We start from the raw sequence: 17,247 nt of genomic DNA on the forward strand, positions 1-17,247 counted from the left end.
CAGGTTCCCGATGGCACAGTCGGGCCGCATGACCTACGAAACGTCAGGGAGCCCCACGGCTCCAGAGGCAGCCGCCCACCCAGGAGACCAGGTCCGAGCCGCCGAGAGCCCGGGGACGCCTGCCGGGCGGATGCTGAACAAGGTGCCCGAGGTCACGATCTGGTTCTGGGTCATCAAGATCCTGTGCACCACGGTGGGCGAGAGCTTCGCCGACTGGATCAACATGAACCTCGGTGTCGGCCTGTTCAACACCGCACTGATCTTCACCGGCACCCTGGCGGCCGTTTTGGCCTGGCAGTTCAGCACCTCACGCTACGTCCCGTTCGTGTACTGGCTCACCGTCGTGGTGGTCAGTGTGACCGGCACCCTCTACACCGACCTCCTCACCGACAGCCAGGGAGTGCCCCTCGCCCTGAGCAGCGGCGTCTTCGCCGGCGTGCTCGCCCTGGTCTTCGGCGTCTGGTACGTCCGAGAGGGGACCCTGTCGGTCCACGGCATCACCACCCGGCCCCGCGAGCGCTTCTACTGGCTCGCGGTCCTGGTCACCTTCGCGCTCGGCACCGCCACCGGGGACTGGACCCTCGAACTCACCGGTTGGACCGCGGGCGTCTCCGTGCTCCTGCCGCTCGGCCTGATCGCCGCGATCGTCGTCGGCCGGCGCCTCGGCGCCAACGCCGTGCTCTCCTTCTGGCTGGCGTACATCCTCACCCGCCCGCTCGGCGCCAACCTCGGCGACTGGCTCGGATCACCCGGCGGCGACGGCCTGGGCCTGGGCACCGCACTGACCAGCGTGATCTTCCTGGTCGCCATCCTCGCCACGGTCGTGTACCTCACGCTCAGCCGCAGGGACGTCATCGAGGCCCAGGAACCCGCCCGTGCCCCGCGGACACCGAGCCCGGCACGTGAGCGGGCGATGCTGGCCTACTACGCCGTCGTAGCCGTCGCGGCCACCGCACTGCTCACCTGGGCGAACCACCAGCCGCACGCCGCTGCGGGCGAAGAAGCGGACACCCCCGCGGCCGTCGCCGGTCACCTCACCCCGCAGGAGGCGACGGCACCGTTCCCACCGGCCGATATCGCCGAGTTCCGGACCATCACCGCCGACACCCTGGCGAAGGTCGACTCGGGTGACCAGCGCGCCGCGACCAGCCGCGTCACCGACCTGGAGACCGCGTGGGACGACGACCAGTCCACCCTTGAGCCCAAGAGCGCGAAGGCGTGGGACTTCCTCGACGGCCAGATCGACCAGGTCCTGAGAGCCGTGCGCGCCCCGCACCCCGACAAGGCCACCGAGGCCGACGCGCTCAAGACGCTCCTCACCTCCCTCGGCGGAGCGGCCTGAGGGACCGCGGACGCCCCGGCGCATGCCCGTGCGCCGGGGCCGGCAGCCGGTGGGAGGAGCACCTGCCGGGGGCGCGTCAGCTGGGGGTTTACCGTCGTCTCACCGGTAGCGTGCCGGACGCTGACCAGCCACTGCCTAGCGTCGGAGGAGACCTGCCGTCCGCCTCGTCTCCGGAAAGGCGCCATGATCATGCGACGTACCGCCCTTCCTGCCCGCGTGCCCGCCTGGCGGACCGGCCGGCCGGGACGTCGCGGGAGCCTGCCGTGACCACCGGCGGCACCCTGCTCCTGCGCTGCCGGGAAGCGGCCCGCACCCACGGCAGCGAGCCGACCGCGCCGGGCGCCGTGAACAGTGCCACGTGCGAGGTCCACGCCGGCGACCGGATAGCCATCACAGGCCCCTCGGGATCAGGCAAGTCCACCCTGCTCCACCTCATGGCGGACGTCGTCCAGCCCACGGCCGGCGAGATCAGCTGGCCGGGGCTTCCCCGCGTACCGGCCCACGGGAAGGTCGGAGTCGTGCTCGCGGGACCCACCCTCGTGCCGACGCTGAACGTGGCGGAGAACGCCGCGCTGCCCCTGGTCCTGGCCGGTGTTCCCGAGGAATCCGCGCGCCTGAGGGCGCTGCACTGCCTCACGGTCGTGGCAGCTGCCGAACTCGCCCACAAGATGCCCGCCGAACTCTCCGGCGGCCAGGCCAAGCAGGTCGCCATCGCCCGCACCCTGGCCACCGCTCCGCGCCTGATCCTGGCGGACGATCCCACCGGCGACCTCGACCGCGCAGCGGGGCGGCGGGTCATGGACCTACTCTTCGCGGCTGCGGACGAGGCGGGAGCGGCCCTCGTGGTCACCACGCGGGACCCGGAGGTCGCAGGGCGACTCCGCAAGCGGTGGGCGATGCACGAAGGACGTCTTCATCTCTCACCGCGCCCGCCGTCCCCGGGGGGAGGGAACGCGGCCCGGTACGTCGTACGGAAGCTGCCGGAGGTCACTCTCGCCTTCTGGATCATGAAGATCGCCGCCACCACCCTGGGCGAGACCGCCGGAGACCTGTTCGCGCAGACCCTGCGCCTGGGCTACTTCCTCACGACGATCGCCCTGTTCCTCCTGTTCGTGGTGACCCTGCTGGTGCAGCTGCGGGCGAAGCACTACAACCCGTTCTTCTACTGGCCCGTCATCGTCTCCACGAGCATGGTCGGCACCACCGTGTCGGACTTCATGAACCGCGACGCCAGCTCCGAGTACCTCGCGAAGGGCACCACTGCCCTGGGGTGGGGACCACAAGGCCTGGGACTCGGCTATCCCACCGGCGCGGCCATCCTCGTCTCCCTGCTCATCGCCATCTTCGTCGCCTGGAAGTCCACCGGCCAGACCTTCGTCATCCGCGACATCGTGACCTTCCGAGGTGAGGCGCTGTTCTGGTCGGCGATCCTCGTCTCGAACACCCTGGGCACATCGATGGGCGACTTCCTCTCCGACAGCTCCGGACTCGGTTACATGGGCAGCGTCCTGCTGATCACCGGCGTCCTCCTCGTCCTTGTCGCCCTGATCCGTGTGCCGTTCGTTCCCAACGTCGTCCTCTTCTGGATCGCCTTCGTCCTCACCCGCCCCTTCGGCGCCACCGCGGGCGACTACCTCACCAAGCCCACCGCCAAGGGAGGCCTCGACCTGGGCACCGCCGGCTCCTCAGCGGTGCTCTTGGCGGTCCTCTTCACCTTCATGGCCTACGGCCACTTCCGCGCCCGGGCCCGCGGCGGAGGGGCGCACGGCACGACCCCGGAATAGCCGGGAGGTTCGTCGTGCTCCCTCCCTTCGCCTTGGGCAGGGTCTCGGCTGTCCTGACCTTGAAAGGAGGCGCCAGTCCGTGCTCAGTCGGCGGGGTGTTCGCCCTGCGCCACTTCCACCCCGCGGTGCAGCCACACGGCCCCGCCGAGAGAGGACGCACCCGCAGCCGTGCAGAGCAGGGCCATGGCCAGCAGGGCCGGCACGACGCGCCGCACCGGAGCCTGCGCGAGAAGCGCCTTGACCCGTGCGGGCACCGGCCCGGTGGTGCCGCGGGCCGCAGCCGTGGGCGCCTGCAAGCCGCTGCGGAGGGACGCCGCTGCGAGTGCGGCCCGCCCGACGGCGCGGGCGGCCAGTCGCCGGTCCCCGCACGCGCGCGCGGCGGCTTCGTCGGCTGCGCGTTCAGCCGTGTAGGAGACGACCGGAACGACGGCGGCCAGGGCCGGATGGCACCAGCCGGCGAGCTGCGCGACGGACAGGAACAGGTGATGGCGGCCCGACAGGTGGGCACGCTCGTGCCCCAGGAGCGCTTCCCGCTCACCCGGGTCCAGAGCCCGGAGCATGCCGGCGGTGACCACGATCCGATCCGACCGGCGCATCCAGCCCGGCAGCGCGAAAGCGTCCGGACGCTCGTCGTCGACCACACACAGGCCCCCGGCCTCCGGCATCCCCGCGACCAGCTTCCGGACCGCGCGCAGCCGCTTCAGCTCCGCCCTCGCGCCGCGGGCGCCCGCGGTCACGCTCACGGCGATCGCGCCGCCCGCCAGCATCGAGGCGCAGAACACGAGTGCTGCCGGACCCGCCTGGACGGGCCGGAGCAGATGGGCGAAGTCGGCGAGTACCGGAAGGCGCAGGACGAGCGGGAGCAGCAGGGTGCCCAGGCAGGCGGCGACCCCGAGCGCCAGCGCCGCCGTGCTGGTGGCCACCGCCCACAGGGCGATGTCCGGGCGCACCCGCTCGGCCGTGCGCCGTGCGAGGGCCGGCAGGAGCCACGGCAGCACCAGGGGGACCACCAGCAGCGTGATCACGGCCGGTCCTCCTGCAGCAGGCGAAGCAGCTCGGCCTCATCGTCCGGATCGAGGCCCTCGACGAATCGCGCCAGCACCATGCTCCGGTCGCTGCCTCCGTCGAGTTCGCGGTGCATCCGGCGAGCGGCGAGGCCGTGTGTGTCCTGAACGGCGAAATAGACGAAGCCGCGGCCGCCGGGCCGGCGCCCCACCAGTCCCTTGTCGTGCAGCCGCCCCAGGAGCGTCGCGACCGTGGTGCGTGCCAGGTCCTGCGGGAGGGCCGCTCTGACCTGGGCGGCCGACTGCGCCGTCCCGGCCGCCCACAGTGCGGCGAGGACGCTGGACTCGAGCTCCCCCGCGGGCCGGCGCTCGCCTTCGTCGGACATGGGGCCCCCTGGACCGGTGCGATCCCTGCATCGACGCAGGTTGACTACTGTGCTGTAGACAGGGTAATGGCTCTCCGGCCGAAGGCTGAAGAAAGGGTTCGGCGCTGCGCGCGGCCGCTGGGAGTGACGCCACAGGATGACGACGGGCTTCGGGGCCGCCGCCGGTGACGCGGTCGACGGGCCGGCCCGTCAGGCAGTCGGCAGGGTGACCACGAAGCGGGTCCCGTCGCGGTGTGACGCGTCGTGGTGGACGTCGCCATCGGCGGAGCGGGCCAGGCGCCGCGCGAGTGACAGCCCCAGGCCCGCTCCTGAGTGCCCGTCGCCGGCCTCGGCCCTCCGCCCCGGGTGGAAAAGTTCCGGGGCGAACCACGCGGGAACACCCGGGCCGTCGTCCGTCACCTCGATACGGATACCCGCTCCGTCCGGGCAGGCGGCGACGGCGACCTGGGAGCGCGCGTAGCGCAGGGCGTTGTCCACCAGCGGGCTGACCGCTCGTTCCACGACCGCCGCCGGTGCCGCGGCCAGGAGCCGTCCGGTCGGTGGTGCGACCCTGAGGGTGACAGCCGGCGGTGTAGCGCTCGAACCGGCCAGCCGGACCAGGACGGCGTGCACGTCCGCCGGGCCCCGGTGGGTCGAAGCTGCGCCTTGGGCTTCGTCCAGGAGGGTGTCGCAGATCGTTCTCATGGACGACGCCGCATCGTCGACCACCGCGAGTGAGCTCCGGGTTTCTTCCGACGAGCGGGGGCGGATCCGCCACCAGTCGAGCTCGGCCACGATGCGGGCGAGCGGGTTCCGCAGTTCGTGGGAGAGCTCCCGCGTCAGCTGCCGCTCATGGAGGAGTCCGGCCCGGATCCTGTCGAGGAGCGCGTCCAGGGACGTGGCGAGCGCGGCGAGCTCCGCAGGGCGCCCGGCGGTACCGAACCGGTCGCTGCCGGGCTTCGTGCTCCATGCGGCGGCCTGTTCGGTCATGGCCTGCACGGGGCGTAGGGCACGGCGTACCGCGACACGGGTCAGGGCGTAGGTCAGGACGAGCATGACGGCGCCGAGGGCCAGGGTGGCGTGCAGGACGGTGTCCGCCGAGGTCCGGTACGGGACGAGACTGACGGCGGCGACCACCGTGGCGGGCGCGCTCCCCGTGACGGGCGACGCGCACAGCCGTACGGGGGCGTGGCCGGAGACGGTGACGCAGCGCGGATGCCGGCCGGCGGCGAGGGAGTCGGCGACCTGGTTCACGGGCCCGTCGTCGGCTGCGGCGGGAGGGGACTCGAGCCGCTCCGTGCCTGCGTAGATCCACACGTCGGAGTCCAGCGCGTCGTCGTTGGGGACTTCCACGACACGGGCCTTGCGGCCGTCGGTGTCCACCGTCGAGGCGACCGCGGCCGCCCTGGTGCGCAGGTGGTCGTCCGCCCGCTGGTCCAGCTGGTGGCGGACGACGGCGTTGAACGCGACGATGAGGACGGCCATCAGCAGGGCCGCTACGGAAACGGCGATCAGCGAGAGCCGGCTGCGCAGAGTCAGCGGCCGGCGCCCGGCCGAGGAGCGTTCCGTCATGTCAGACGGTGTCCGATCCCTCGGCTGGTCGTGATCGTTCGCTCGCTGCCGGCCGTGCGCAGTTTGCGGCGCAGCCGGCTCAGATACTGGTCGAGGGTGTTCTCACTGACCTGCGCTCCTTCGGGCCAGCCGGCCCTCAGCAGTTCGCGGCGGGAGACGAGGGCGCCGCCCGCGGCGAGGAGCGCGGCCAGCAGCCGGAACTCGGTCGGGGTGAGGTCGACGGGGCCACCGGCGGCGGTACAGGTGAACCGTGCCGGATCCAGGACGACGCCGCCCGCTGCCGCGGCAGCCGGTGGGCCGGCCCTCTTCAGGGCGGCTCGCAGCCGGGCCGCGAGTTCGACGAGATGAAAGGGCTTGGCGAGGTAGTCGTCCCCGCCGGCGGAGAAGCCCGCCAAGCGGTCCGTGAGGTGGTGGTGCGCGGTCAGGAAGATCACCGGCGCGGTGAAGCCCGAGGCCCGCAGGGCCTGGCAGACGTCCCTGCCGTCGGCGTCGGGGAGGCCGACGTCCAGCACGACCGCGTCGAAGCGGTCGCGCGCCAGCCGTAGGGCGGTGGCCCCGTCAGGTGCGGGCACCGGGTCGAAGCCCTCTTCCCGCAAACCCCGCAGGATCACGCTCCGCAAGGGGTGGTCGTCCTCGACCACGAGAATGCGCCTGTCCACGTCACGCCTCCTCGCGGCCCACGGCCGGAGCCCGGCGCAGGTACGCCCAGACGCCGAGACACACCCACCCGACGGCGAGCAGCCAGCCCGCCAGCACGTCCGTGAACCAGTGGACGCCGAGGTACACGCGCGAGACCCCCACCGCCGCCCCCCACAGCCCGATGAGGCAGACGGCGAAGCGCGGAGCCCCCCGGCTGCCGAGCGACAGCGCCGCGATGGCCAGGGCCGCGGTCATCGCGGCCGTGGTGGTGTGGCCCGAGGGGAAGGACCAGCCCGAGGCGTGAGCGGCCCAGTCGCCGACCGGCGGGCGCCGACGCGCGACCACTGACATGGCCGCGTACCGAAGGGCCTGCCCCGCGCCGAGGCACACCATCAGAGCAGCTGCGAGGGCGCACCTCTGGCGAGCGGTACGCCCCGCGTACATGCCGACCAGGAACAGCGCGGCGTAGGGGACGACACCGGTCCCCGTATCGGTGACCGTACGGGCCGCGGCCGCCGCCGGGGCCGGGCGATGCGCCACGGACCAGGAGTGCAGGCTCGCGTCGGCCGGCAGGAGGTGCCCGGAAGCTCGCGTCACCCACAGCGTGAGGGCGGCCAGGAGCACGAAGGCCGACACGGCCACCCAGCCCACCCGGCGGCCGGCGGCCGGGTCGGCGGGTCCAGCCGTGCGGGGACGATTCACGGGGCGGTCAGCAGTGGCCGGAGGCGTCCCTGGCCGAGGCGGTCGGCCAGCGCGCTCTGCCGCCGCTTGACGGCCCGGCCGGCGGCGGCGGCGACGAGGGCCCCGACGGCGAGTCCCGCGAGGACGTCGTGGGGGTAGTGCACCCCGACCCATACCCGTGAGGCGGCCATCAGCACCGCGGCCACCACGGCGACGGCCCCCAGGCGACGGGAGACGAAGAGCAGGGCGACGGCGGCTGCGGAGGCGATGGCGGCGTGGTTGCTGGGGAAGGACCAGTCCCCGGGCGCGGGGCAGGCTTCGAGCACGGCCACATGGATGCTCCGGCAGGGCCGGTCCTCACGGAAGACGAGTTTCAGCAGCAGGTCGGCGCCGAACCCCACGAGTGTGATCAGCGGGACCGCGAGGGCGGTGACGGCCGACGGCGAACCGGTCCGGCGGGCTCCCCACCACGCCGCGAGCATCAGCACGGCGAACAGCGACAGGCCGTAGAGGGACCAGACGGCGATGGCGTCGTTGAGCCAGCCCGGGGTCCGGTGGGCGAGGTCGGTGACGTCGATGTAGGCGTTGCCGTCGACGCCGGAGCCGTTGTGGCCGGAGGTCACTGTGCCGTTCCGTTCTGGTGCTTGCCGCCCCGGCGGGAGCGGAGGAGTTCGATCGCCACGGGCAGCAGCGAGACCGCCACGATCAGGGCGACGATCGGCAGGAGGTACGTGTCGACGTTCGGGATGGACGAACCGAGGGCGTAGCCGCCCAGGACCAGCCCCACCGTCCACAGCAGACCACCCGCGACCTGCCAGAACGTGAACACGCGCCCCGGAATGTTCAGCGCTCCGGCGAGGGGGTTGAGGACGGTGCGGACCACCGGAACGAACCGGGCCAGCACGATGGCCTTGGCGTGGCCGTACTTCTCCAGGAGTTCCTCGGCCCGCGCTGCGCCCTCGTGGAGCTTCTTCGAGCGGCTGCGGGCAAGGAGGGCGGGGCCCGCCCGGCGGCCGATGAGGTATCCGCACTGGGCACCGGCCAGCGCGCCGATCACGGCGGCGGCGAGCACCGCGGGCAGGGACAGCTTCGCGTCTCCGCCGGCCGTTCCCGCGCACAGCAGGCCCGCGGTGAACAGCAGGGAGTCACCGGGCAGGAAGAAGCCGACCAGCAGGCCGGTCTCGGCGAACATCACCACCGCGATGCCGATCACACCGAACGTCGCAAGGAGTGAATGGGCGTCGAGGAGATTCACCGCGAGGGCGGCGGAAGCGGACGTGGCCATGGATCAGGTCGGCCTCTCACTGGTTCGGAAACGGGGGACGTCCCGAAGGGGCCCCGTCGACTACAGCCAAGTAGACGGTCTACTGCACTGTAGACGATCGAACGCGTGGAGACGAGCAGGCCCGGGATGCCATCGGGTACGGCTCCGCGGACGGACCCGTCCTGGCGGCCGGGGTCAACCGGCCTCGCACCCCACCCGCCAGGGCGGGCGATTCCCCCTGACGGGTGCGGTTCGGTGCGGCCCCGCTGTTGACGTACCCGTACCGCGGCTCCTGTCGGCGGCACGGGTCGCGCGCCGCAACCCGGCTTCATCCAGCCCTACCAGCGCGACCCGGGTCGGCGTGCGAGAGTGAGGGGGCTGCCGTCCGGCATGCGCGGTCCGAGGAGGCCGTCGTCCAGGGCTACGGCGATCAGCGGGACGGTGATGGCTGTGGACCTGTCACTCCTCCGTCACCTGGAAGGCCCGTTCGGGGCAGTTCGCCACTGCATGCCACAGGGCGATCCGGTACATCGCGCTCACCGTCCGATCCGGAGGGTGAGCGGGCCCAGGCCGTGCCACGGTTCGGCCGGGTCGGTGGGGGAGAAGTCCGGGACGGCGGCGAGGAACTCCTGTAGGGCGACGACCAGTTCGCGGCGCCCGAGGTTGGAGGCGGCGCACCGGTGGATGCCGACGCCGAAGGCGAGATGTCGGTTGTCCCGGCGGTCCAGGACGATGGCGTCGGGTAGCAGGAGGACAGCAACTCGTCGTGCGTCAGCTTGCGGCCATCGATCTCGGCGGTCAAGAGGTGGTGGATCAGGTCGTCTGCCCCCGGGTCGTCACGTCGGGATCCGAGCAGCGCGTCGAAGTGGTCCATCACTTCGCGGCCTGCGGCACGGGCGCGCTGCGGGTCGGCGGCACGCCGGTAGACGATGTCGTCGATCCATCGGTCGAACAGGGGCCAGTCCCTTTCGGGGAACCCGGCCAGGCGGCTGAAGACGGTCGTCGACATCGGCCTCGCGAACGCGTGCGAGACGTCTGCCACCTCCCGCGCGGCGACCTCCGTCGCGAGGTGCCGCGCTGTGCGGCGTGGTCGGGGGGATCGATGTCGACCGGGATCAGCGGCACGTCGGTTCCGAACGAGGGAAGCAGCATCGAGGGTGCGACGGAGAAGGTCCGCGGGTCGTGCGCGGCCGCGAAGATGTCCTGGGCCCGGGTGAGGAACCAGAACCCCCGTACCGGTCGCTGCGTCCCACGGGGCACCGTTCGCGCAGGTCCCTGTAGGTGTCGAAGACGGTGTCCAGCGCGGGACCGTGGAAGTCGAAGTCCTGCTCGGTCGTGCGGTGTTCTCGCATGGGACGGTCCTTCCGGGTGGTCGGCGGGTGCGGGCGGCGGACGACCGCCGCCCGCACGGGCAGGAGCTGCTACGCCTCTCAGAGGTCCTCGTCGCGGAAGTCGGCGCCGACCTCGACGCCGCGCAGGTCGTCCAGGGTGAGGTGGTGGGCGGGCAGGTCGAAGGGGTGATGGGAGACGGCCTTGCCGTCGGCGATGACCAGCAGTTCCCCGGGGTCGAGCAGCCGCCAGTCCGGGTCGGCGTCCAGCCGCTCGCTCGCGACGACCCAGGCGGGGATCTCCGCGTCCCCGTCGGCGACCCCGCTGTCGTCCGCGCGGTGGTACAGCGGGCGGGCGCCCCGTCGGCGGCTGCCGAACCCCCCGCCGTCGGGGCCCAGCACCCACAGCTCGCAGTTGGCCGGGTAGCGCAGCGCCCACAGGCGGCGCGGCTTGGCGAGCACGAAGTGAGCGAGAAGATCGGGATTTCGGCGGCCATCCGGCGCACCGCCGAGATGATGCCGTCGGTGGTGTCGCCCACCCGCCGGATCTCGGCGGCGATGAACGCGAACGCCGTTTCGGAGTCGGTCGCGCCCTCGACGTGTGCACTGATCAGCTTCAGCCTGCTCCTGGTCCTCGTCCTCGACCGGCCGCTTGCCGGCGATCTCACTGTCAGCCCGCAGCCGTTCAAGGAGTCGTCCCTGTCCCGGTTCTGGCCCCCGGGCGAGGCCGGATTGGCGGCCGGCGAGCCGGCTCCTTGGCGGGTCGGTGTCCTTGTGGTCGATGGAGGTGATCCCGGCGGCGGGCCATGAGTGTTCCTTGGATGGTCGGGCTGTAGGGGTATTGCGATTCGGGCTGTCGCGCGTCCGCATGCGGGAGCAGGCGCACGCGGGACTCCTGCCGGAGTCACCAAGTCGTCCTGGTAGCAGCCGCGGTGCGACTGGGTGGGCCCGCATCGCGAGCGGGGTGCGGGCCCATGTGCGGCCCGTCTCGTATGTGCGTCCGGATGGTGGACGGAAGTCGTCGCTCAGCGGGCGTTCGGCCTAGGCTGGCCGGTGCAGCTGGTTCGCCCCGTCCTCCAGGCGGGAAGCGTCGTAAGAGGGAACCCGGTGGGAATCCGGGACTGCCCCGCAGCGGTGAGCGGGAACGACCGCCGTCATACGCACTGGGACCGGAACCGGTCCTGGGAAGCGACGGCCAGTAGGTGTCCGCCTCTTCGGAGGCCGGCGTGCCCGCGAGTCCGAAGACCTGCCCGTTGCCCGCACACGGACGATTCCGTGCGCGGACATCCCGGTGACCTCGTGGGCGGGTCGGCGTACACAACGAGAACGGCCGGCCCGGCGGGTCGCCGCCGTCCGTTTCCGGTACCCCTTCGCGCCTGCGTTCCGCATCGGGATCTCAGGGATCCATCTCGCGAAGGAGATCTCCGTGACCACCAAGTCCGCAGCCGCGGCAGCAGGTGCCACCGTCCACGGCTACCCCCGCCAGGGCCCGAACCGTGAGCTCAAGAAGGCGATCGAGGGCTACTGGAAGGGCCGCGTCGACGCCGGCGCCCTCCGCGCCACCGCCGCCGGACTGCGCCGCGCCAACTGGCAGCAGCTCACCGCCGCCGGCATCACCGAAGTGCCCACCGGGGACTTCTCGTTCTACGACCACGTGCTGGACACCACCGTCATGGTCGGCGCGGTCCCCGCCCGCCACCGGGCCGCGGTCGCCGCCGACGCCCTCGACGGGTACTTCGCGATGGCCCGCGGGACCCAGGACGTGCCGCCGCTGGAGATGACCAAGTGGTTCGACACCAACTACCACTACCTGGTCCCCGAACTCGGCCCGGACACCGTCTTCACCGCCGACCCCGCCCAGCAGGTCGGCGCGCTGCGCGAGGCGCTCGCCCTCGGCCACACCGCCCGTCCCGTCCTGGTCGGACCGGTCACCTACCTGCTGCTGGCCAAGCCCGCGCCCGGCGTGGCGGCCGACTTCCAGCCGCTGACCCTGCTCGACCGGCTCCTGCCCGTGTACGCGGAGGTCCTGGCGGCCCTGCGCGCCGCAGGGGCGGACTGGGTGCAACTGGACGAGCCCGCCCTGGTCCAGGACCGCACCCCGGCCGAACTGAACGCGGCCGCCCGCGCGTACCGCGAACTCGGCGCCCTCCCGGACCGCCCCAAGCTGCTGATCGCCTCCTACTTCGGGCGACTCGGCGAGGCCCTTCCCGTCCTTGCCAAGGCTCCGGTCGAAGGCCTGGCGCTCGACTTCACCGAAGCCGGCGCCGGCAACCTCGAGGACCTCGCCGCCGTCGGCGGCCTGCCCGGCAAGCGCCTCGTCGCCGGGACCGTCAACGGCCGCAACATCTGGGTCAACGACCTGGAGAAGTCCCTGGCGACCCTGGGCACCCTGCTCGGCCTGGCCGACCGGGTGGACGTCTCCTCCTCCTGCTCCCTGCTGCACGTGCCGCTGGACGCCGCGGCGGAGCGGGACATCGACCCGCAGATCGTGCGCTGGCTGGCCTTCGCCCGGCAGAAGACCGCCGAGATCGCCACCCTGGCGAAGGGGCTGACGGCCGGGACCGCCGCGGTCGCGGGCGAGCTCTCCGCCAACCGCGCCGCCCTCGCCTCCCGGGCCACGTCCCCCATCACCCACGACCCGGCCGTGCGGGCCCGCGCGGCGGCCGTCACCGAAACCGACGGCCGCCGTTCCCAGGCCTACCCCGAACGTGCCGCCGCCCAGCGCGCCCACCTGGGCCTGCCGCTGCTGCCGACCACCACGATCGGCTCCTTCCCGCAGACCGGTGAACTGCGCGTGGCGCGCGCCGACCTGCGGGCCGGACGCATCGACACCGCCGGCTACGAGGCACGCATCGAGGCGGAGATCGAGGAGGTGGTCTCCTTCCAGGAGAAGACCGGCCTGGACGTCCTGGTGCACGGCGAACCCGAACGCAACGACATGGTCCAGTACTTCGCCGAGCAGCTCACCGGCTACCTCGCCACCCAGCACGGCTGGGTCCAGTCCTACGGCACCCGCTACGTCCGCCCGCCGGTCCTGGCCGGCGACATCTCCCGGCCCGAGCCGATGACCGTCCGCTGGACCTCGTACGCCCAGTCCCTGACGGCCAAGCCGGTCAAGGGCATGCTGACCGGCCCCGTCACCATGCTCGCCTGGTCCTTCGTACGCGACGACCAGCCCCTCGGCGACACCGCCCGCCAGGTCGCCCTCGCCCTGCGCGACGAGGTGGACGACCTGGAGGCGGCCGGCACCTCCGTGATCCAGGTCGACGAGCCCGCACTCCGCGAGACCCTCCCGCTGCGGGCCGCCGACCGCGCCGGCTACCTGGCCTGGGCGACCGGGGCGTTCCGCCTCACCACCAGCGGGGTCCGGCCGGACACCCAGATCCACACCCACATGTGCTACGCCGAGTTCGGCGACGTCGTCCAGGCCATCGACGACCTCGACGCCGATGTCATCAGCCTGGAAGCCGCCCGCTCGCACATGCAGGTCGCCCGCGAACTCGCCGCCCACGGCTACCCGCGCGAAGCCGGCCCCGGCGTCTGGGACATCCACTCCCCGCGCGTCCCCGGTGCCGGGGAAGCGGCCGGCCTGCTGCGCACCGGCCTGGAAGCCATCCCGGCCGAGCGGCTGTGGGTCAACCCCGACTGCGGCCTGAAGACCCGTGGTTGGCCCGAGACCCGGGCCTCCCTCGAAAACCTGGTGGCCGCCGCACGAGAGGTCCGCGCGGGCCTCACCGGCGACCACGCCTGACCTGACGGCGGCGGTGGGGGGCCCCCCCGGGGGGCCCGGCCCCCCCCCCCCCCCGGCCCCCCGGGCCGGGTGGGGGGCCCGGGGCGCGGTGGGGGGGTCAGACGTCGGTGAGGCGGAGGCCGGCGTGGGCCTTGTAGCGGCGGTTGGTGGAGATGAGGTTGGCGACCATCGCCTCCACCTGGTGGGCGTTGCGCAGGCGGCCCGCGAAGACGCCGCGCATGCCGGGGATGCGGCCGGCGAGGGCCTGGACCAGGTCGGTGTCGGCGCGGGATTCGCCGAGGACCATGACGTCGGTGTCGATCTCCTCGACCGAGGTGTCCTGGAGGAGGACCGCGGAGAGGTGGTGGAAGGCGGCGGTGACCCGGGAGTCGGGGAGCAGGGCGGCGGCCTGCTGGGCGGCGCTGCCCTCTTCGACCTGGAGGGCGTAGGCGCCCTGCTTGTCGAAGCCCAGCGGGTTGACGCAGTCCACGACGAGCTTGCCGGCGAGGTCCTCGCGCAGGGCCTCCAGGGTCTTGGCGTGGCCCTCCCACGGCACCGCGACGATCACGATGTCGCTGCGGCGGGCGCAGTCGGCGTTGTCGGCGCCCTCGACGCCGAGGCCCAGTTCCCGTGCGGCGGTCTCGGCGCGGTCGGCGGCCCGGGAGCCGATGATCACCTTCTGGCCCGCCCGGGCGAGCCGGTAGGCGAGGCCGCGGCCCTGGTCGCCGGTGCCGCCGAGGACGCCGACGACGAGGCCGGAGACGTCGGGGAGGTCCCAGGGGTCCTTGGCCGGCGGCTTCTGGGTGCTGTCTGAGGAAGTCATGGGGGCGAGCGTACTGCCGGGTACGTGGCGGTCGAAGGGGTGGGAGAGGGGCGAAGTGCCCACCGGGGCCCCGGGGCGTGCGGCAGGATGCGGGCCATGGATGCCGTGAGGGTGGCTCTGTTGCGCGAGGTGCTCGCGGGGACGCCGTGGCCGGGTGAGGCGCGGAGGTTCGCCGGTTCGCTGCGCCGGGCCGTGGTGCCGGCGGGCGGGGGCCTGCTGCTGGTGGGCACGGAGCAGTACGAGCCGTGGCACCTGGCGGCGCACCTGGTGGACGAGGCCGCCTGGTCGGGGCAGCCGGAGCTGGCGCCGACGCTGGTGCGCCACCGGGTGCTGCCGGGCGAGCCGCCGCACCTGTCGGTCGGGCTGGGCCGGCTGGAGGCGGCCCGGCGCGGGCACACCCTGCTGGTGGTGGCTCCGCAGCGGCCGGGCGAGGGGCTGCTGGAACGGGTGCACGACGCCCGGCGCGCGGGGGCGACCGTGCTGTCGCTGGACGGCGGGGACGCCGACCTGGGCGCCCTCGCGCACGACGCGCTGTCGGTGCCGGCGGCGGACGGCGCCCTGGACCTGGACACCGTGCAGCACCTGGTCGGGGCGGCGGCCGGGGAGAACGGCCTGCCGGTGCGGCGGGGCGCGGGCGGGGCCACGGGCGTGCGGCGGCTGCGGGACCGGCTGGCGCGGCTGGCCGATCAGCTGACCGCGCCGCCGCCCAGCCGCTGGTAGCGGGGGCCGGTCAGGGGGCTGCCGGGCCCGTGCCGTCCCCCTCCTCCCCCTCGCGGGTCTTGTCGTTCCACTTGGGGTCGTTCTGCCACTCCAGGTTGCGTTCCTGCGCCGTCTCCATGGCGTGGGCGGCTTCCTCGGGGGTGGTGTACGGGCCGAAGCGGTCCTTGGCGGGGCACTCGGGGCCCTCTTCGACCTTCTTGTGGACCAGGCAGTAGTACCACTCGCCCGGTTTGCCCACCTGGCGCTTCTTGAACAGGGCCATCGTCCGCAGGCTCCTCTCGGTCCCTCTCGGTCCTCTTCTACAGCGCCATGCTGCCCCATGGCCGCTGGATACACTCGCTGCATGTCCGGTCAGTCGCTGCTCGTACCAGGCGAGCTCTCCCCCGCCCGTTCCGTTCCCGGAAACATCCGCCGGCCCGAGTACGTGGGCAAGCCCGGCCCGAAGCCGTACTCGGGGCCCGAGGTGCAGTCCGCCGAGACCGTCGAGGCCATGCGCGTCGCCGGCCGCATCGCCGCGCAGGCGATGGAGGAGGCCGCGAAGCACATCGCACCGGGGGTGACCACGGACGAGCTGGACCGCGTCGCGCACGAGTACATGTGCGACCACGGCGCCTACCCGTCGACGCTGGGCTACCGGGGCTTCCCCAAGTCCCTGTGCTCCTCGCTCAACGAGGTCATCTGCCACGGCATCCCCGACTCGACCGTCCTGCGCGACGGCGACATCGTGAACCTCGACGTGACCGCGTACATCGGCGGGGTGCACGGCGACAACAACGCCACCTACCTGTGCGGCGAGGTGGACGAGGAGTCGCGGCTGCTGGTGGAGCGCACCCGCGAGTCCCTGAACCGCGCGATCAAGGCGGTCAAGCCCGGCCGTCAGATCAACGTCATCGGCCGGGTCATCGAGTCGTACGCGAAGCGGTTCGGCTACGGCGTGGTCCGGGACTTCACCGGCCACGGCATCAACTCGTCCTTCCACTCCGGCCTGATCATCCCGCACTACGACAGCCCGCACGCCACCACCGTCATGGAGCCGGGCATGACGTTCACGATCGAGCCGATGCTGACGCTGGGCACCCACGAGTACGACATGTGGGAGGACGGCTGGACGGTCGTCACGAAGGACCGCAAGCGGACCGCGCAGTTCGAGCACACGCTGGTGGTGACGGAGACGGGGGCGGAGGTCCTCACCCTGCCGTAGCGGTTCCGCTGCGGGGAATCTTTACCGACAGGCTGTCGGGAACACATTGACTTAGGTATGCCTAAGCAGGAGGATCGGGCGTGGCGGCGGTGTCGCCGCGCCCGATTCCTCTCCTCGGGAGGTCCGCCTTGGACGCCTTCTCCACGGTCATCCGCGTCGCCTCGCACGAGCAGCACACCGAAGCCGAGACCTCCGCCTTCATGGGCGACCTGCTCGGCGGACGGCTGGGCGTGGAGGCCTACACCCGCTACACCGAGCAGCTGTGGTTCGTGTACCGGGCGCTGGAGGACGCGGCGGACGCGCTCCGCGGGGACCCGGTGGCGGGGCCGTTCATCCGGCCCGAGCTGATGCGGGTGGCGGAGATCGAGCGCGACCTCGCGCACCTGATCGGGCCGCACTGGCGGGAGTCCGTGACGGCGCTGCCGGCGACGCGGGCGTACGCGGACCGGGTCGCGCGGTGCGCGCGGGAGTGGCCGGGCGGGTACGTCGCCCACCACTACACCCGCTACCTGGGCGACCTCTCCGGCGGCCAGATCATCCGGGACAAGGCCGAGCGGACCTGGGGGTTCGCGCGCAAGGGCGACGGGGTGCGGTTCTACGTCTTCGCGGGGATCCCCAACCCGGCGGCGTTCAAGCGGGTCTACCGGGAGCTGCTGGACGCGATCGCGGCGGACGACCTGGAGAAGCAGCGGATCGTGGACGAGTGCAAGCGCGCCTTCGACCACAACGGGGCCGTGTTCCGGGAGCTGGGCGAGGAGTTCCCGCTCAGCGCCTGACCCAGGGGCGTCCGGCGG

At 72.7% G+C, this 17,247-nt stretch carries 17 protein-coding genes, 1 pseudogene and 1 riboswitch; of the genes and pseudogenes, 8 read left to right on the forward strand and 10 right to left on the reverse strand.

What is annotated here, in order from left to right; genetic code table 11:
- Nucleotides 1-142 precede the first annotated feature (142 nt).
- Complete coding sequence (locus ACFVXK_RS02575; RefSeq protein ID WP_389609656.1) at nt 143-1,342, forward strand: hypothetical protein; 1,200 nt, start codon at nt 143-145, stop codon at nt 1,340-1,342.
- A 263-nt stretch (nt 1,343-1,605) separates the two neighbouring features.
- The gene (locus ACFVXK_RS02580; RefSeq protein WP_389609658.1) at nt 1,606-3,126 is read left to right on the forward strand and encodes an ATP-binding cassette domain-containing protein; all 1,521 of its coding nucleotides are present in this window, start codon (nt 1,606-1,608) and stop codon (nt 3,124-3,126) included.
- Between the two features lie 83 nt (nt 3,127-3,209).
- On the opposite strand, the gene ACFVXK_RS02585 is transcribed toward ACFVXK_RS02580, so the two are convergent.
- The 8 genes from ACFVXK_RS02585 to ACFVXK_RS02620 form a co-directional block, all read right to left on the reverse strand.
- A complete protein-coding gene (locus tag ACFVXK_RS02585) occupies nt 3,210-4,151 on the reverse strand; it encodes a M48 family metalloprotease (protein WP_389609659.1) in 942 nt (313 codons plus the stop codon).
- Nucleotides 4,148-4,516, reverse strand: coding sequence for a BlaI/MecI/CopY family transcriptional regulator (locus ACFVXK_RS02590; RefSeq protein WP_389609661.1), 369 nt, complete (start codon nt 4,514-4,516; stop codon nt 4,148-4,150). Before ACFVXK_RS02590 ends, ACFVXK_RS02585 begins: the two co-directional genes overlap by 4 nt.
- Before the next feature lie 189 nt (nt 4,517-4,705).
- Nucleotides 4,706-6,067: a sensor histidine kinase gene (locus ACFVXK_RS02595; RefSeq protein ID WP_389609663.1), complete on the reverse strand. Its 1,362-nt coding sequence runs from the start codon at nt 6,065-6,067 to the stop codon at nt 4,706-4,708.
- Complete coding sequence (locus ACFVXK_RS02600) at nt 6,064-6,726, reverse strand: response regulator transcription factor (protein WP_389609665.1); 663 nt, start codon at nt 6,724-6,726, stop codon at nt 6,064-6,066. Before ACFVXK_RS02600 ends, ACFVXK_RS02595 begins: the two co-directional genes overlap by 4 nt.
- 1 nt (nt 6,727) lies before the next feature.
- Entirely contained in the window at nt 6,728-7,408 is a 681-nt protein-coding gene (locus ACFVXK_RS02605) for a phosphatase PAP2 family protein (protein ID WP_389609667.1), read from the reverse strand.
- The gene (locus tag ACFVXK_RS02610; protein ID WP_389609669.1) at nt 7,405-8,010 is read right to left on the reverse strand and encodes a phosphatase PAP2 family protein; all 606 of its coding nucleotides are present in this window, start codon (nt 8,008-8,010) and stop codon (nt 7,405-7,407) included. Before ACFVXK_RS02610 ends, ACFVXK_RS02605 begins: the two co-directional genes overlap by 4 nt.
- Nucleotides 8,007-8,672 (reverse strand): DedA family protein, encoded by a 666-nt coding sequence (locus tag ACFVXK_RS02615; RefSeq protein ID WP_389609671.1) that lies wholly within the window; start codon nt 8,670-8,672, stop codon nt 8,007-8,009. Before ACFVXK_RS02615 ends, ACFVXK_RS02610 begins: the two co-directional genes overlap by 4 nt.
- A 1,409-nt stretch (nt 8,673-10,081) precedes the next feature.
- A complete protein-coding gene (locus ACFVXK_RS02620) occupies nt 10,082-10,441 on the reverse strand; it encodes a hypothetical protein (protein ID WP_389609672.1) in 360 nt (119 codons plus the stop codon).
- Nucleotides 10,442-10,444: 3 nt separating this feature from the next.
- Between ACFVXK_RS02620 and ACFVXK_RS02625 the strand changes: the two genes are divergently transcribed.
- The 3 genes and pseudogenes from ACFVXK_RS02625 to metE all read left to right on the forward strand — a co-directional run bounded on the left by ACFVXK_RS02625 (nt 10,445) and on the right by metE (nt 13,730).
- On the forward strand, nt 10,445-10,789 hold the full coding sequence (locus tag ACFVXK_RS02625) for a hypothetical protein (protein ID WP_389609673.1): 345 nt from the start codon (nt 10,445-10,447) through the stop codon (nt 10,787-10,789).
- A 4-nt stretch (nt 10,790-10,793) separates the two neighbouring features.
- A pseudogene (locus ACFVXK_RS02630) lies at nt 10,794-10,903 on the forward strand (30S ribosomal protein S14); the annotation flags it as partial.
- Nucleotides 10,904-11,022: 119 nt separating this feature from the next.
- Nucleotides 11,023-11,248: riboswitch (cobalamin riboswitch) on the forward strand.
- Between the two features lie 157 nt (nt 11,249-11,405).
- Nucleotides 11,406-13,730, forward strand: coding sequence for a 5-methyltetrahydropteroyltriglutamate--homocysteine S-methyltransferase (gene metE, locus ACFVXK_RS02635; RefSeq protein WP_389609675.1), 2,325 nt, complete (start codon nt 11,406-11,408; stop codon nt 13,728-13,730).
- A gap of 97 nt (nt 13,731-13,827) precedes the next feature.
- Here metE and npdG read toward each other — a convergent pair whose 3' ends face one another.
- Nucleotides 13,828-14,532 carry an NADPH-dependent F420 reductase gene (gene npdG / locus ACFVXK_RS02640; RefSeq protein WP_389609676.1) on the reverse strand — a complete coding sequence of 235 codons (705 nt, stop codon included), beginning with the start codon at nt 14,530-14,532 and terminating at the stop codon, nt 13,828-13,830.
- Nucleotides 14,533-14,628: 96 nt separating this feature from the next.
- Between npdG and ACFVXK_RS02645 the strand changes: the two genes are divergently transcribed.
- Nucleotides 14,629-15,252, forward strand: coding sequence for a hypothetical protein (locus tag ACFVXK_RS02645; protein ID WP_389609678.1), 624 nt, complete (start codon nt 14,629-14,631; stop codon nt 15,250-15,252).
- 10 nt (nt 15,253-15,262) lie between these two features.
- On the opposite strand, the gene ACFVXK_RS02650 is transcribed toward ACFVXK_RS02645, so the two are convergent.
- On the reverse strand, nt 15,263-15,514 hold the full coding sequence (locus tag ACFVXK_RS02650; protein WP_389609680.1) for a hypothetical protein: 252 nt from the start codon (nt 15,512-15,514) through the stop codon (nt 15,263-15,265).
- An 81-nt stretch (nt 15,515-15,595) separates the two neighbouring features.
- On the opposite strand from ACFVXK_RS02650, the gene map reads away from it, so the two are divergent.
- Together map and ACFVXK_RS02660 are read left to right on the forward strand one after the other, a co-directional pair.
- Nucleotides 15,596-16,453 carry a type I methionyl aminopeptidase gene (gene map, locus ACFVXK_RS02655; protein ID WP_389609682.1) on the forward strand — a complete coding sequence of 286 codons (858 nt, stop codon included), beginning with the start codon at nt 15,596-15,598 and terminating at the stop codon, nt 16,451-16,453.
- A 128-nt stretch (nt 16,454-16,581) separates the two neighbouring features.
- Complete coding sequence (locus tag ACFVXK_RS02660; protein ID WP_389609684.1) at nt 16,582-17,229, forward strand: heme oxygenase (biliverdin-producing); 648 nt, start codon at nt 16,582-16,584, stop codon at nt 17,227-17,229.
- Nucleotides 17,230-17,247 lie beyond the last annotated feature (18 nt).

Origin of the sequence: Streptomyces sp. NPDC058157 (assembly GCF_042884105.1) — a bacterium.
GTDB lineage: Bacteria > Actinomycetota > Actinomycetes > Streptomycetales > Streptomycetaceae > Streptomyces.